Source organism: Streptomyces sp. BBFR51 (genome assembly GCF_044591655.1).
Taxonomy (GTDB): Bacteria; Actinomycetota; Actinomycetes; order Streptomycetales; family Streptomycetaceae; genus Streptomyces.
The window spans coordinates 9,240,160-9,254,890 of the sequence record NZ_CP172448.1 but is presented as its reverse complement, the minus strand read 5'-3'; the positions used below and the strand labels follow the sequence as shown (position 1 = coordinate 9,254,890).

General features: G+C 69.8%; 15 protein-coding genes and 2 pseudogenes. 4 read left to right on the top strand and 13 right to left on the bottom strand.

The features are described 5' to 3' along the window. Positions 1-138: 138 nt before the first annotated feature. Positions 139-750, bottom strand: a complete 612-nt coding sequence (locus tag ACGH7X_RS41765; RefSeq protein ID WP_399896619.1) for a hypothetical protein — start codon at positions 748-750, stop codon at positions 139-141. Between the two features lie 233 nt (positions 751-983). Here ACGH7X_RS41765 and ACGH7X_RS41760 point away from each other — a divergent pair, with 233 nt between their 5' ends. Beyond that, positions 984-1,931: an AraC family transcriptional regulator gene (locus ACGH7X_RS41760; RefSeq protein WP_399896617.1), complete on the top strand. Its 948-nt coding sequence runs from the start codon at positions 984-986 to the stop codon at positions 1,929-1,931. Positions 1,932-1,972: 41 nt separating this feature from the next. On the opposite strand, the gene ACGH7X_RS41755 is transcribed toward ACGH7X_RS41760, so the two are convergent. The 6 genes and pseudogenes from ACGH7X_RS41755 to ACGH7X_RS41730 form a co-directional block, all read right to left on the bottom strand. After that, positions 1,973-2,896: a TIGR03619 family F420-dependent LLM class oxidoreductase gene (locus ACGH7X_RS41755; RefSeq protein WP_399896614.1), complete on the bottom strand. Its 924-nt coding sequence runs from the start codon at positions 2,894-2,896 to the stop codon at positions 1,973-1,975. 41 nt (positions 2,897-2,937) lie between these two features. Continuing rightward, positions 2,938-3,624: an EthD domain-containing protein gene (locus ACGH7X_RS41750; RefSeq protein ID WP_399896611.1), complete on the bottom strand. Its 687-nt coding sequence runs from the start codon at positions 3,622-3,624 to the stop codon at positions 2,938-2,940. A 66-nt stretch (positions 3,625-3,690) separates the two neighbouring features. Beyond that, positions 3,691-4,176: an OsmC family peroxiredoxin gene (locus ACGH7X_RS41745; RefSeq protein WP_399896609.1), complete on the bottom strand. Its 486-nt coding sequence runs from the start codon at positions 4,174-4,176 to the stop codon at positions 3,691-3,693. A 39-nt stretch (positions 4,177-4,215) separates the two neighbouring features. Beyond that, entirely contained in the window at positions 4,216-5,136 is a 921-nt protein-coding gene (locus ACGH7X_RS41740; protein WP_399896606.1) for a zinc-binding dehydrogenase, read from the bottom strand. Between the two features lie 68 nt (positions 5,137-5,204). Then, complete coding sequence (locus ACGH7X_RS41735) at positions 5,205-5,897, bottom strand: SDR family oxidoreductase (RefSeq protein WP_399897744.1); 693 nt, start codon at positions 5,895-5,897, stop codon at positions 5,205-5,207. A gap of 442 nt (positions 5,898-6,339) precedes the next feature. Next, positions 6,340-6,935: pseudogene (locus tag ACGH7X_RS41730) on the bottom strand (transposase); the annotation flags it as partial. Between ACGH7X_RS41730 and ACGH7X_RS41725 the strand changes: the two are divergent. After that, positions 6,898-7,089: a hypothetical protein gene (locus ACGH7X_RS41725; RefSeq protein WP_399897797.1), complete on the top strand. Its 192-nt coding sequence runs from the start codon at positions 6,898-6,900 to the stop codon at positions 7,087-7,089. The pseudogene ACGH7X_RS41730 and the gene ACGH7X_RS41725 sit on opposite strands and share 38 nt — an antisense overlap. 54 nt (positions 7,090-7,143) lie before the next feature. Beyond that, complete coding sequence (locus ACGH7X_RS41720; RefSeq protein WP_399896603.1) at positions 7,144-7,365, top strand: hypothetical protein; 222 nt, start codon at positions 7,144-7,146, stop codon at positions 7,363-7,365. Positions 7,366-7,534: 169 nt separating this feature from the next. Here ACGH7X_RS41720 and ACGH7X_RS41715 read toward each other — a convergent pair. The 3 genes and pseudogenes from ACGH7X_RS41715 to ACGH7X_RS41705 all read right to left on the bottom strand — a co-directional run. Next, positions 7,535-7,650: pseudogene (locus tag ACGH7X_RS41715) on the bottom strand (transposase); the annotation flags it as partial. A gap of 785 nt (positions 7,651-8,435) precedes the next feature. Next, positions 8,436-8,810 carry a PIN domain-containing protein gene (locus ACGH7X_RS41710; protein ID WP_399896600.1) on the bottom strand — a complete coding sequence of 125 codons (375 nt, stop codon included), beginning with the start codon at positions 8,808-8,810 and terminating at the stop codon, positions 8,436-8,438. Further along, complete coding sequence (locus ACGH7X_RS41705; RefSeq protein ID WP_399896597.1) at positions 8,807-9,061, bottom strand: hypothetical protein; 255 nt, start codon at positions 9,059-9,061, stop codon at positions 8,807-8,809. The genes ACGH7X_RS41710 and ACGH7X_RS41705 overlap by 4 nt, the downstream gene beginning before the upstream one ends. 249 nt (positions 9,062-9,310) lie before the next feature. Between ACGH7X_RS41705 and ACGH7X_RS41700 the strand changes: the two genes are divergently transcribed. After that, complete coding sequence (locus ACGH7X_RS41700) at positions 9,311-10,270, top strand: CPBP family intramembrane glutamic endopeptidase (protein WP_399896595.1); 960 nt, start codon at positions 9,311-9,313, stop codon at positions 10,268-10,270. Between the two features lie 212 nt (positions 10,271-10,482). Here ACGH7X_RS41700 and ACGH7X_RS41695 read toward each other — a convergent pair whose 3' ends face one another. From ACGH7X_RS41695 to ACGH7X_RS41685, 3 genes are all read right to left on the bottom strand, one after another. Beyond that, complete coding sequence (locus tag ACGH7X_RS41695) at positions 10,483-11,178, bottom strand: response regulator (protein WP_399896592.1); 696 nt, start codon at positions 11,176-11,178, stop codon at positions 10,483-10,485. After that, positions 11,175-12,401, bottom strand: a complete 1,227-nt coding sequence (locus ACGH7X_RS41690) for a sensor histidine kinase (RefSeq protein WP_399896589.1) — start codon at positions 12,399-12,401, stop codon at positions 11,175-11,177. Before ACGH7X_RS41690 ends, ACGH7X_RS41695 begins: the two co-directional genes overlap by 4 nt. A gap of 118 nt (positions 12,402-12,519) precedes the next feature. Beyond that, positions 12,520-14,724: an MMPL family transporter gene (locus ACGH7X_RS41685; RefSeq protein WP_399896586.1), complete on the bottom strand. Its 2,205-nt coding sequence runs from the start codon at positions 14,722-14,724 to the stop codon at positions 12,520-12,522. Positions 14,725-14,731: the final 7 nt, after the last annotated feature.

Sequence of the window (14,731 nt, the reverse complement as noted above, 5' to 3'; positions counted from 1 at the left end):
GAACACGGACGGACAGGGCTTCTGACCGAATCACCGGGTTTCTGATCTGTTCCTGCCAGCCGCTGGGGAAGCCGGTCCCCGCCCCGGGCGGAGTCAGGGAGTACGACGCTGACCGCGCCTTGGCCTACGTACGGCAGACTACTGGGCGACGCGGCCGAGACGCTGTGCAACCGACGGTGATCGTTTACGCCCGGGGTGCGGTCTTCTGCTTGAGGCGTTCATAAGGAGTCTGGCCGCCGTGGGGGCGATGGTAGTTGTAGTAGTCCTCCCATTCGCGCAGCTTGTCGTTGAAGACGTCGGCGTCGTCGATGATGACGCCCTCCAGGAGCCGGTAGAACTCCTCGCCGTCGATACGGTGAGAGCGTTCGACCCTCCGTTGTCCGTCTGGATCACCTCCACCTGGAACGGCAGCCTCTGCAGGACGTGGTCGACGAACTGGATGGCAGTGGTCTGGTTGAGCGTCGGATAGATTTTCAGGACCCGCAGCCGAGTGCAGTCGTCGATCGCCGTGAACTGGTAGTACGTGTTGCGGCCGCCGCGTCGGCCCTGGGGCATGGAGGCGAGCGGCTCGATGAACTTCACGTCGATCTGCACCCGGTGGCCGGGCAGTTGCTTCTCGTAGCGCTTCCATCGGCGGTCGTGGCGCTTGTACCGCTGGGAGGCCGGCAGGCGGCCTATGTCCAGGCGCTTGAGGATCTGGCCCGAAGTGGTAGTTCTGCCGGAGATGGATGATCTTTCCGACGACCTCAACGTGCGTGGCGTTCGGGCTGTGCTCGGGTGCCTTCGAGCGAGTGCGCAGCCCCTCGATGCCCTCGGCTTGGTAGCGGCGGTACCAGATGTAGTACGCCTGCCGGCTGATGCCTCGTAGTGATCAGAGACCCAGGTGTCAACGATGATCGGCAGTTTTGGACAACTGGGGAGAACTACAAGGCCGTTGACAGGCAACCGACGGACCGCCGGTTCTCATCGGGTATGTTGGCGAGATGGACCTATTGGCAGATGCCTTGAGGGTCTCCGGCGCGCGGGGCTCGTTGGGGACGCGCGTGGAAGCCGGCGGGACGTGGGGACTGTGGCTGGACACCTTTCCCGGTGTCGCCCTACACATTGTCACATCCGGAACGCTGTGGCTCACCGTCTCCGGAAGCCGCCCGCTGAGGATGGAAGCCGGCGACGCCGTACTCCTCCCCCCGGGCACCGAGCACGGGTTGGCAAGCGAGCCGGGCGTCATGATGGGCCCCTGCGACCGGGAGAGAGCCGACCGGGCGCGGGTGATCGGCGGCGCCCTGCAACTCGGAACACAACCGACGCAAACCACCCTGGTGACCCTGCACTACGAGCAGGACCCGGAGGTCAGCACGCCGGTGCTCACCGCCCTCGAGGGACCTGTGCACGTGGCAGCGAGCGAGAGGTCCTACCTCGACGACACCGTTCGGCTGCTGACCCGGGAACTGGCCCACCCGCAGATCGGCGCCACCGCGGCCGTCAACAGCATCATCGATCTGCTACTACTCCAGTTCGTCCGGGCGTGGCTGACCACGCAGCCGGTGCAGCCGCCCCGTTCGTGGCTCGGTGCGCTGCTCGACCCCGTCGTCCGCGATGCGCTGGAGAGTATCCACCGCGAACCCGACCGTGCCTGGACGACCGCGACCCTGGCCGCCGCGATCCGGGTGTCGCGCGCCACCCTGTCGCGTCGCTTCCCGGCCGCGCTCGGCCAGACGCCCGGCGCCTACCTCACGGCATGGCGTATCGATCTCGCCGTCGCACGGCTCCGCGACACCGATGACACGGTCGAGGCCGTGGCCACCGCCGTCGGATACACCTCACCGCACGCGTTCAGCCGCGCCTTTCGGCGTGCTCGCGGGTTGGCACCGAGCGCGTTCCGCACGGATGTGCGCGCAGCCGCGCGCATCGGCCGCCGACTGCCGGCATAGCGGTCGCATACACGGAGGGTGCTCTACGGGCGGCTGTCACCTCACGTGGCGGCGAACGCCACTGGGGTGAGCGCGTCGAGGTAGTACTCGAACTCGCTCAGCGATCCCGCAGCGTAGGAGGGATCGAACAGAACCTCGGTGGCGCCGGACCGGCGCGCGTTCTCGACGTCGTCGGCGACCTGCTCGACCGTCCCGTGGTACGGGGCGCGGTCGTGGCCGAGTGGCCGGTCGGAAAGCGCGATCTCCGCGCGGAGGATGATCTGCCCGCTGCCCGCGTCACGACCGGCCTCGGCGAGCGCGGACCGGTACAGCTTGACGAGATCGACGAGGTCGCTGCCGGCCGCGTTCACCGGGTGGATGGCCGCGCCGACGCGCGCAGCGCGCCGCACCGCTGCGGCGCTGTTGGTCGCGAGGGCGATCGCCGGGTGCGGGTGCTGGACGGGCTTGGGCAGGATCGAGGACTCGGGCACGGTGAAGAACCTCCCCTCGTACCTCACGGGGTTCTCGGTCCACACCGAGACCAGCAGTTCCAGGAACTCGTCCATGCGCCGCCCGCGTGTGGACAGGTCACCGCCGGTCGCGGTGAACTCCTCCGGGTTTGCCCCGACGCCCAGCCCGGCGACCACCCGGCCGCCGGAGAGGATGTCGAGCGTCGTGAGCTGTCGGGCCAGTACCACCGGATTGAGGTAACTGGCGATCAGCACGCTCGTGCCGAGACGGATGCGGGAGGTTTGGGCCGCCACGTAGGTGAGAACCGCGATCGGGTCGAGAGCGTACCGGTGCGCCTCCGGAGGGAGACCGTCCGCCGAGCCCGGATGCGGGCGGGTCGGCCGCGTCGGCACGAGCAGACGGTCGGTGACCCACAGCGATCTGAACCCACGCTCTTCACTGCGCCGCGCGATTTTGCTGATTCCCTCCGGGGTGGCAGCCGGCCCCAGGTTGGGCACGAAGAACCCGAATGTCATGGCTGCCTCTCGTGATGGTGTGTGAGATGTGGCGCGGCTGGTCATCGGACGAAGCGCTCCGACTGCACGAGGACGGTCAGGGAGCGACCGCCGCGGCCGACGAGCTCGGTGAACGCCTCCTGATCCGCGGCCACGCCGTCCTCGAAGGCGGTCCGGGTCGGCCACCAGAGCTGCCGCGCCCCGAGGAAGGTTGGGTTGTCGCCGTGAAACTCGCGGGAGGGGTGGTTGCGCACGTGGCGCAGGGCGCCGATGCGCCGGCCCAGGTCGGCGTCGTCACTGCCGGCCCAGCCGGGATTACCGTCGAGCCGGACGAACTGCAGAAGCTGGATGCTCACGCTTCGGTCCAGGTGGTACCACTGCGCATCGCCGTAGCTCGCCCCGTCCTGGGGTCGGGCGCGGGCGACGAGCACCTCCTCCTCCGTGGCGAAGTTCTCGATCTTCGACTTGTCCATGAACAGGGGTTCGTCGGGCAGGATCCAGTCGTTGTACTGCCGCTCGCTGACCAGGCCGCGGGCCTCGGCGACGGAGTCGAACTCGATCACCGAAATGGCTTCGTGCGTGGCCTGGTCGGCGTCGAGTAGGTCGCTGTGGATCTGATGGGCCTGTACGTAGGTGCGGATGCCGGGGATCAGACTGCCGTAGGTCGCGTGCGGGTGGCGCCAGTGATCGTGGAACACCTCCGGGGCGACCTGAGGCAACCGGGTCAACATGGCGAAATACCGGATCACGGGAGTTCTCCGTTTCAGGGTAGGGAACCGGGGTCGGTGAGAGGTGGCCGCCGGAGGTATGGGTGCTCAGGGCTCGAGTTCGGCATGCACGGTGATCTGCACCCCGGTGAGCGCCTTGCCGAACGGGTCGGTGTCGACTGCCCGTCGAGCGGCTTCGGCGAAGCCGTCGGCGTCCAGGCCCGCGACCCGCCCGCGCACGGTGAGCGTGAGGCCCGCGAGCCGGAAACCGCCCGCGGGATCGGGTGCCAGCGAGACGTCCTCGCTCACGTCCAGGTTTTCCGGGGTGCCGCCGGCCTGCGCGACGACCGCCGAGAGGGCCATGACGTAGGAGGCCGTGTGCGCGGCGGCGAGCAGCTCCTCGGGGCTGGTGGTGCCGCCGGCGTCCTGTGCGGTGCGCTCGTAGTAGGAAACCGGGTGGGTGGCGACACGTGAGCTCTCCAGCGTCACCTGGCCAGAGCCTCCTTCGAGATTTCCCTCCCAAGCGATGCGGGCGGTGCGTGTGGGTGGGCGGGCCGTGCCGGGGTACAGGATGTCGCGGTCTTCGGTGGACATGGTGCTCCTCATGCTGGTGGAGAACGGGTGGTCGGACGGTCAGGAAACGTCGAGGACGGCCTTGCCGTCGATCTTGCGGCCGAGCAGTGCATCGAAAGCGTCGTCGGCGTCGCGCCATGAGCCGCGCCAACCGATGTGCGGGTCGAGCGAGTCGTTCGCCAGTAGGTCGAGGATCAGGGTGAGGTCGTCGGCGCTCTCGCCACCTCGGACGAAGATCTCGACGCGGGTACCGGCGGCACGGCGGCGCTGCGCCTCGAGGTCGAGGACCAGCGGCTCCCCCGAGGTCGCGCCGACGTTCACCGCGGTTCCCCCGGGCTCGAGGTGGTCGACCGCCCGGGCGAGCACGGCGCCGCCGACGTTGTCGACGATGCCCGCGAGCCTTCCGGCGAAGCCGGTGAGCTCGGGGCCGTGCACCACACGAGACGCGCCGATCTCCCGCAGCCCCTTCTGACGCTCGGGGGAGCCGACGGCGGCCACGACCTCGGCGCCCATCAGGGACGCGAGCGCCACGGCGTAGCGCCCGACCCCGCCGGAGGCGCCGGTCACGAGGACGCGGCGGCCCAGCAGGGGCCCGAGCCGGCGCAGCGCCCGCAGCGCGGCCACGGCCGCAACGGGTACGGTCGCGGCAGCCCCGAGATCGACGGCGTCGGGCACGACGGCCATCTCTCCGGTCGCCACCACCCGAAGGGTGGCCCACCCACCGGCGGCGCCGAAGGTCGCCACGCGGGCGCCGGCCGGTGGACCGGAACCGTCGGCGGCAGGGGTGACGACGACACCGGCCGCGTCCCAGCCCGGCACCTCGCCTGGTTGCCGCATCGCGGCGAGGTAGCGCACCTCCCCGTAGTTCAACGACACCGCTTCCACCGCGACCAGCGCTTCATCGGCGGCGGGGACGGGGTCGGGGACCTCGGCGAGAGTAAGTCCCGTCCGGGCCGACGGGGTATGGACGAGTGCCTGCATGCCAACTCCTCCTATCAGCATCGTGTGTGACCGCGAAGCCGGTCACCACCGGATTGAGGGGGGGGTCCTTACGGGACGATCAGGCGGGGCGGACCGGCCAGGGCGGCCTTGGCGCGCATGCTCAGGTCGTCGGCGACGATTTCCAGCTGACCGTTCTCGAGCCCGTCGAGCGCGATCTCGACGAACTCGGCCGGCGGCATCTTCTCCACGTCCAGGGCGGACGTCAGGTCGGTGTCGACCATTCCCACGTGCACACCGACGACGAGCGTGCCTTGCGCGTCCAGCTCCATGCGCACACCGTTGGTCAAGTTCCACTGCGCCGCCTTGCTCACCGCATAGGAACTGCTCCCCGGGTAGCAGAACCAGGAGGCTGCCGAGAGGACGTTGACGATCGCCCCGCCACCATTGCGGGCCAGGACCGGAGCGAACGCGCGGACCATCGAGAGTGTCCCGAAGACGTTCGTCTCGAACTCGGCGCGGATCCGGTCGGCATCACCGTCGACCAGATCCTGCGCATGGGCGACCCCGGCGTTGTTGACCAGCAGCGTGACGTCGTCGGCCAGCGCAGCAGCCGCGGTGACCGACTTCGGGTCGGTGATGTCGAGCGATACCGGTTCGACACCCGGCACCGTCACGCGCGCCGCGTCCCGGGCCCCCGCGTACACCTTCGACGCCCCTCTCTCAAGGAGGTTCCGGGCGAACTGCTCGCCGATGCCACGGTTCGCTCCCGTCACGAGCGCCACTGAGTTCTCGATCTTCAACTGCTTCTCCAGATGCCGGGCTGATGTCTCCCTTCGAAGGTAGGAACTCAGCACGGGCGTGACGATGACCGGCGGCGTCGATGGTGTGTCCGTCTGCCTCACCCACGTGAAACACGTCGCGCCGCGCGGGGCGTCACCAACGGTGGCCGCGCCAACGGTGGCCGCGCCATCATCGACGGATGGATCTCGTGGTGGGCGGCCGCGGTCTCTGATGCGCGAGGGCTCGGCACGGATGCCCTCCACCCATGGCGATGGGAACCATGCTTGATCCGCCTTCCGCATCGAGCTGGATGTGGTGGTCGAGCAGACCGAGAAGGGTTCGCAGCCGCGACCACATCGCTGCCAAGCCGTACGTCGCCCTGCTCGCGAGGCGATCGACTTCCGATCCGAGACGATCAGCGCGGTCGCCGTGGCCCGTGAGCTTGGTGTTCCTTGATCGACTCGGCCGTTTGACCGTTTTGCCGACGTCGTGTTGCTTGGCCCGGTTCTTCTTCTTCGAGCCCGGAGGCCGTCCAGGGCCCGGTCGTGTGGGTTTCGGTGCGGCGTTCCCAGGGCCGGCGGAGATCCTCGACGAGGGGCCGGGCGAGTCGTAGCTGGGTGTGTGCGGCGATGATGAGCCGGGTCCACAGGTCGGCGGTGTCAGCCTGGCAGATCTTCGGGGCGGTCCAGCCGAGCGTCTGCTTCAGCAGCCTGAACGTGTGCTCCAGGTCGAAGCGGCGGAGGAACGACTGCCACCAGCGGTCCACGTCCGTCGGCGTGGCACCGGCGGCTGAGGACCATAGCCAGACGGGTTTCGGGTCGCGGTCGCCCGGCAGGTGATCGACCTTCTGCCGCATTAACGTGCCGTGCAGGATGGGGAGTTCATCGTCCGCGTGCTCCAGCCAGGGGCCGCGGTGGGTGAGTCTGGGGTGCATCCGGTCCCAGGCTGCGGCCTCGGCGGTGCCGTAGCGGGCGGTGTTTTGTGGAGGTGGTGATGTCGGGCTGGTGCCAGGTGTCGGGCTTGGCAAAGGTCAGGACGCCGCCGTGCCTGCGGGGCCGTGAGCCGGGCACGCCTACTCAGCCGTTCATCGACGCGCTGGTCGAACTGGTCCAGGCGCAGGCCGACACCACCGGCTTCGTGGTCCTTCACCGCTGGGCGCAGATCCTGGAACGCCACTTCCCTCGGAGCTTCCCGACCCCGAACACGTCCTAGAGTAAGCAGGCTCCCCGACTGGTCCGCCCGGTGCGGCCGGGTAAGCCTGGGGACATGAGCAACGCGCCGATCACCGTGCACCACCTGTCGGAGACCGGCAGCCGACGGGTGTCTGCGCACCGGCACGGCCGGGACGAATCTCTCGGGCTGGTGCACTCCGACCACGACGTCATCGTCTTCCTCGAGGCTGCGGGGATCCCCGACCCAGAGACGGTGCCGGACGACCCCCAGTGGGTGAAGTGGCGAGGGGACCGGGCCCATCAGTGGAGTGTCTGACCATCCATGGCAGGGATGCCGGCTATGACCTGCGGGAACGACCTGCACGAGCGAGCCGACGATCAGAGTGCCGTCGCCACAAGGACTACTGGACACCTGAGAGGTCGTTTTCACCCGATGTTTTACCCCGGAGATGGTCGGCGGCGACCTGGTCCACGAGCCGGGCGCCGGCGGCGGAGTCCTGCACACTTGCCGCGGTGACCAGCACGGCCAGCAGGAGTCCGAGGGTGTCGGTGACGATGTTCCGCTTGCGCCCGACGATGTCTTCTTCCCGGCATCGATGCCCTGGCCTGCGGCGGCAACGTTGGTGGAGGGGTTCCGGACGCGGGGCACGGCTTGGATGCGTGTCGGCGCGCAGGCGGAGCGATAGATCGTGTCCGCGCGGCGATTCAGGGCTCGACGAGCGTGATCGCCGGGGTGTCCCCGGGCGCCGAGCTCGGTCCGTCTCGAACCAGGAGGTCTGGAAGATCTCGCTGAGGACCTGTTCGGAAGCCGGCCGCAGACTCAGGGCGAGCACGTTCGGGGAGTTCACCTTGCCGGCACGGAACGCGCCGAGTGCAGGGAGCCCGCTCCGGTGCCGGCTCTCTGGCAAGGAGGAGCCTCCGCCGTCCGTCCGTCGTCCGTCAGGGTCCCCGCGCCGGGCCCGAAGGCCGATCGGCGCGCGGCTCGCCCACGTCAGACAGAGGCACGCGAGAACTGCCACCCGGCTGCATGAGGGGGCACCGACGGGCAACCACTCGAAACGGCAATCGGATCGTCTGTGCGGATGCATGTCACCCGACCCGAACCGGCCCGTGTCCTGTCGTCGTCACCGACACCGCCGTCCATCGCGACGGCAGCCACCTCTCGGAGGCATACGCCGAGACACTCACCCCGTTCTTGGCGCCGGCGCTCGACCGGCTCCGCGTACCGGGACGATGCGGCCACTGCGGCCCCGGGCACGGGGCACGGGCGAGGGGCGGCGCAACGTGGGCATGTCCACCGGACCCGGCGGCGAAGTACGTCTGCCCACCGCTCGGAGGGAACGGCGGTGAGCAGGCTCACGGCATGAACAACTTGGGACAGCGAAGTCAGGTGGGATTCAGTGGAGTGATGCCGGTGTCCGCGTACAGCTTGGGCTCGAGTGACAGGACGGTGAGCGGCTCGCCCGCCTTGATCGCCTGCCAGGCGATCGCCGCCGCATGAGCGACCGGCCAGTTTGTACCGCGCCAGCCCATCGCATCGACCGCGTGGGCGGCGGTGAACGGAACGCTCTGCGCGAACCGCAGGGAAGCCGCGTGCCGGCCGGCTCCGGCCGTCTCCCGCTCGGCGGCCACGGCGGCCAGAGTCGGGACGATGACGCGGCCGGTGCCGCGCGAGGCCTCGATGTAGAGGCCGGTGAAGAAGGAGTCCGCCCGATACAGAGCGGCCAGAGCGGTGTGGTCCAGGACAACCGTCAGGTTCACGCGGCGGCGCCGCCCTGATGGGCACGGATCCTCGCCCAGGCATCCTGACCAGCCTGCCGGACTTGCTCGCTGTACTTGACACCGAGTTCACGTGCCGCCTCGGCGGCGCGCTCCTCCCGCTCCGTCCGCGTGAGCTCGCGGGAGGCGAGTTCTTCCAGCAGCTCGGTGATCGTCGTGCCGCGCTCCTCGGCCAGAACACGCAGCCGGTCGCGCACATCCTCACTGGTTTTGATACTCGTCGGCTTGCTCATGCTCTGATTCTACCGCCGGTAGAATCAGGAGGGAACCGTTCCTTCGACGGGGGACCGAGCACCTCGTACGGCCCGTGAGCCTCGTGCACCCGGCGACCGGGCCCAGGACGCCGCGGGGGCCGGCGCGGGGAGGCCACACGTTCGGTAGTGCCTCCTGTACCGCGGTTCGGGGCACACACGTCATGGATCCGCCGTCCCGCACTTGATGTGCTGAGCACGTCGCACAAGGCATCCGTGAAAGGACACGTGGTGAGCATCCACACACCCGACGAGCTGCTCCGGCCATCGGATCCCACCGGTTTGGACGACGACGGCTCCGGAATGCGGGGCCGAATCCGCCGCCATCCACTGGTCTGGTTCTTCTCCCTCGCCTTCCTGCTGAGCTGGGTGGGATGGACTCCCTACGTCCTGTCCGAGAACGGTCTGGGGGTGCTGCACTTCGAGTTCCCCGCGGCGCTCGGCACCAGCCAGCTCCTGGGTGTGCTCCCGGGCGCCTACCTGGGCCCGATCCTGTCGGCGTTCATCGTGACCCTTGTCTGCGACGGCCGCCCGGGGCTCCGGGCCTGGACCGGACGGATGACCAAGTGGCGGCTCGGCTGGTACTGGTACGTCGGCATCATCATCGCGGTGCCCGCCGCGCTGACCCTCGCCACCACCGCGCTGTCCGGTGAGAACCCCACCGTGCCGCCCGTCGCGGTGCTGGTGGCCTACCTCCCCGGCCTGATCCTCCAGATGATCACGACCGGCATCGCCGAGGAGCCCGGCTGGCGCGACTTCGCCATGCCCCGCCTCCAGCGCCGCTACGGCCCCTTCTTCGGCACCCTGGTCCTCGGCCCGCTCTGGGGTGTCTGGCACCTGCCCCTGTTCCTCACCGAGTGGGGCGGCTGGCCCGACACCACCTGGAGCGAGGTGGCGGTCTTCCTCGTCACTACTACGGCCTTCAGCTTCGTCATGACCTGGGTGTTCAACCACACGGGCCAGGCACTGATCCTGGCCATGCTGCTCCACACCAGCGTCAACAACTTCCTCTCCATCGCCTGGTCCGAGGTGTTCCCCACCCTTTCGGACTCGACCCCCAAGCTCGCCTTCCTGCTCGCCTCCGTCACCGCCGCGGGCATCCTCCTCATCGTCACCCGCGGCCGGCTCGGATGCCCGCCGGCCACCCGCGACACCTCCAGGACGGAGTCGGTCGCGCCGACGGCCGGCTGACCGGAACGCCACCGAGTAGGCAATCCGGTGCGTGTCTGTTGCCCGCACGGCGTCGCGCGGGCGACAGACACGTCGGTGTGTCCGCTCGCGTTCCGGAGCATTCCTCCGGATCTCGCGCGCCGGTCCAACGACTGCACGAATCGCGCCGATTGCACCGCGCGCCCCACTCGACCGAACGTGAGCGGTTGTTCCAGGGCGCCTCCGGCGCCGTCTCACGTCCGCGCGTCGGGCGGGGGCGAGGGCGGTTGATGGACGCGTACGAAGCCGGTCTGATAGGCGATCGCGACGAGTTGGGCGCGGTGACGGGCGTCGAGCTTGGCCATGATGCGCTGGATGAAGGTGCGTACGGTCAGCGGGCTCAGGCACAGGAACTCGGCGATCTCGTGGTTGGTGAGCCCTTTGGCCGCCTGCGCCAGGACCTCGCGTTCGCGGGGGGTGAGTGTTTCGAGCGCCTCGGGTACCGCCCTCGACGGGCCCGGGACGGCGAGGTAGCGGCTGATGACGGTGTGCGTGGCGAGCGGGGACAGGATCATGTCGCCGGCCGCGACGGTGCGGATGGCGCTGAGGAGTTCGGCGGGGGCGATGCCCTTGCCGAGGAATCCGCTGACGCCGGCGCGCAGGGCCCGGGTCACGTACTCGTCGGTCTCGAACGTGGTGAGGACGAGAATCCGGGGCCGGTGGGGCTCTTCGGACCGAAGGATCTCCTCGGCGGCGTCGAGGCCGTCCTTGCCGGGCATCCGGATGTCCATGACGACGACGTCCGGTGCCGTGGTGCGGGCCAGCCCGACGGCCTGGTCCCCGTCCTCCGCCACACCGACGACCTCCATGCCGTCAGTGGCGTCGACGAGGATGTGGAAGGTGCCGGCCAGGAGTGCCTGGTCGTCGGCGAGCAGTACCCGGATGGTCATCGGACGTCCTCGCGGTCGGTGAGCGACGGCCCCGCCGGGTGCGCCGTGCCGGTGGGGAGTTCGGCGATCACCTCGAACCCGTGGTCCGTCTTCGGCCGGGCACGCAGGCGCCCGCCCGCGGCGCGGGCCCGCTCCCGCATGCCGATGATCCCGTATCCGGCGGCTGTGTCCGCCACCGCGCGCGGGGGGCCGTCGTCGCTGACCGTGATGGTCAGCAGGTCGCCGGTATGGGTGAGGTGCAGCCGCGCTGCGGGCGTTCCGGCGTGTTTGGCGACGTTGGTCAGCGCCTCCTGGATGATCCGGAAGGCCGTGAGGTCGACGCCGGGCGACAGCCGCTGCTCGGGGCCGTCGTCGGTGCGGTGGACGGTGAGTCCGGCATGCGCGAAGGAGGCGAGGAGGGCCGGGAGCCGGGCCAGTCCGGGCGCCGGTTCCAGTGGGCCTTCGTGGCCGTTGTGGCGCAGGAGCCCCACGGTTGCGCGCAGTTCCTTCAACGCGGTCGCCAACGTGGGGATGAGATGACTCATGGCGGGCCCTGCCCGGTCGGGCCTGCTGGCCAGCAGGTAGTCGGCGGTGGCGGCCTGGGCGTGCGCGAGGGTGATGTGGTGGGCGACGACGTCGTGGAGTTCGCGGGCGATGCGCATCCGCTCGGCGGCGACCCTGTGGCGTGCTTCGTCCTCGCGGGTGCGTTCGGCGAGTTCCGCCCGGGCCTCGACGGCGGCAACGTAGTCGCGCCTGCTGCGTGCGGAGTCGGCGACCGCGGCGGCCAGGAGCACGATGGCGACGAGTCCGACCTCGTCGGGCTGCACGTGGATGCCGTCCGACGTCCGGGCGGCGGAGGCGGCGAGGAGCGGCAGCACACAGACGGCGCTGTACCGGCCGGTGGTGCGTTGGTCGGTGCGCCACGCGAGGGAGACCAGCGCGGCTAGGGCGGTGGAGGCGACGGTGGAGCCGAACTGGTAGCCCAACGTCGGCCCCAGGGCGCCCAGGACGGTGCTGCACGTGGTGGTGACGATGACCGTCAGGCGCGGGTGGCGGCGGTGCCGGAGGAGCACGCCGGCCGAGACCGCGCAGACGACCAGCGCGGGCAGCGGTGGCCACTGATGGACGTACGGAGGCTGCTCCCAGGTCGTGGACACCAGGGTGATGCCGAACAGCAGGACGGCGAGCGTGCTGTCGGTCCCGCGGGGATGGCGCCGGATCCACTGCCGCGGTTCGACGATCACACGAGCTCCTTGACCGGTCATGGTGGTGCCTTCTTCGTCCTGGGCTGTCCCGTCCCGGCGTGTCCTGGGCAGGCGGGGCGCCGGGCCGCCCGGACCGAGGCAGCCCGGCACGACCGGGTCACACGTTCACCGACTCCCCCTGGTGCGGGGCCGGTGCCACCGGAGCGGAATCGCTTTCGAGGGCGTGCGTGAGCCGCTCGCCTTCGATGTCCAGGTCGGGCAGCACCCTGTCCAGCCAACGCGGGATCCACCAGGCGGAGTGCCCGAGAAGAGCGAGAGCCGCGGGGACGATGGTCATCCGGACGACGAAGGCGTCGAAGAGGACGGCCGAGGCCAGTCCCAGTCCCAGCATCTTGATCAGGGAGTCGGTCAGGCCGATGAAGCCGCCGAACACCGCGATCATGATGACGGCGGCGGCGACGACGACCCGGGCGCTGTGCCGGAAGCCGGTGACGACGGCCTGTGCGGGCCCTTCGCCCCGTACGTGGGCTTCCCGGATGCGGGTCACGAGGAAGACCTCGCAGTCCATGGCCAGTCCGAAGACCACGCCGATCAGGAAGATCGGCATCATGCTCATCACGGGTCCGGTCTGGGCGACGCCGAGCAGGTCGGCCAGCCATCCCCACTGGAAGACCGCGACGATCACACCGAACGACGCGGCGACCGAGAGCAGGAAGCCCAGTGCGGCCTTGAGCGGGACGAGGACGGAGCGGAAGACGATCATCAGCAGCAGAACGGCCAGGCCCACCACGACCGCGAGGTAGGGCAGGAGGGCGGCGGTGACCTTGTTCGACACGTCGATGTTCAGCGCGGTCTGCCCGGTCACGACCATGGACGCACCGGTGTCGGCCTCGAGTTCGTCCGCTTCGGCGCGGATGGTCTCGACCAGGTCCTTGGTCTCGGTGGCGGTGGGGCCGGTGCTGGGCACGGCGGCGAGGACGGCGGTGTCTTCGGCCTTGTTGAACATGGCCGGGGACACGTCGACCACGCCGTCGGTGGTGTCCAGGATCTTCCGGGCCCGGTCGGCGACGGCCTTCGCGTCGTCGGCCCCCTGGGCGTCGATCACGATGGTCAGGGGGCCGTTGAAGCCGGGGCCGAACCCGTCGGCGAGGGTGTCGTAGGCGCGGCGCTGGGTGGTGGAGGTGGGCAGGGACTCGTCACCGGGAAGGGCGAGTTCGAGGTCCAGTGCGGGGACGGCGACGACGCCCAGGCCCGCGACGCTCAGCAGCAGTACGGCGAGGGGCCGGCGGACGACGAAGCGAGCCCAGCGGCTGCCGGCCGGCTCCTTGGTCCCGGAGGCCCGCTTTCGTGGGGCCCGGTCGGTCCGGGGCAGGACGGCCCGGGGGAAGAAGCCCAGCAGGGCGGGCAGCAGGGTCAGCGCGACCAGCACGGCGATCACTACGGTTCCTGCGGCGGCCAGGCCCATGTCGGTCAGCAGGGGCACGCCCGCCACCGACAGTCCGGCCAGGGCGATGACGACGGTGGCTCCGGCGAAGACCACGGCGGAGCCGGCCGTGCCCATCGCCCGGCCTGCGGCTTCTTCCGCGCTCTGTCCCTCCGCCCGTTCCGTGCGGTAGCGCGAGACGATGAACAGGGCGTAGTCGATTCCCACGGCCAGCCCCAGCATGAGCGCCAGGGTGATCGTCGTGGTGGCCACTCCGGCGGCGATGATCAGGCAGACCCCCGCGCCGAGCCCCATGAGGGCGGTGACCAGCGGCAGTCCGGCCGCGACGAACGTGCGGAAGGTGATGAACAGGACGATCGCCGCGACACCGATGCCGATCAGTTCGGTGATGCCGCCGAACTCCGGTCCCCCGTCCACGGCCGAGCCGCCGGCCTCCACAGTCAGGCCCGCCTCCCGGCCGTCCTGGACGGCGTCCAGGAGCGCCTCGCGGGTGGCTTCCGTCAGGTTGTCGCTCGTGGCGTCGTAGGTGATGGTCGTGTACGCGGTGGTGCCGTCCTTGCTGACGGTTCCCGGTGCGAAGGGGCTCGGCACCTCCTCCACCTGCGGACTGGCGGCGATGTCGTCGACGACCTTGTTCACCGCGAGGCGGTGGTCGCGGGCCGTGATCTTCTGACCGTCCGGGGCCGCGAAGACGACGCGTGCGTCGGCGCCCTCGGAGTTCCCGCCCGGGAAACGCTCGTCGAGCAGGTCGAAGGCCTTCTGCGACTCGGTGCCCGGGATCGAGAACCCGTCGTCCTCTGCCGCCGGGGCGCTCAGGGCCGCGAAGGCGCATGCTGCCAGGATCACCACCCAGGCGAAGGTGAAGTAGCGGCGTCGTCGGAACGACAATCGTCCGAGTCGGTACAGCAGGGTGGACATGGCGAGC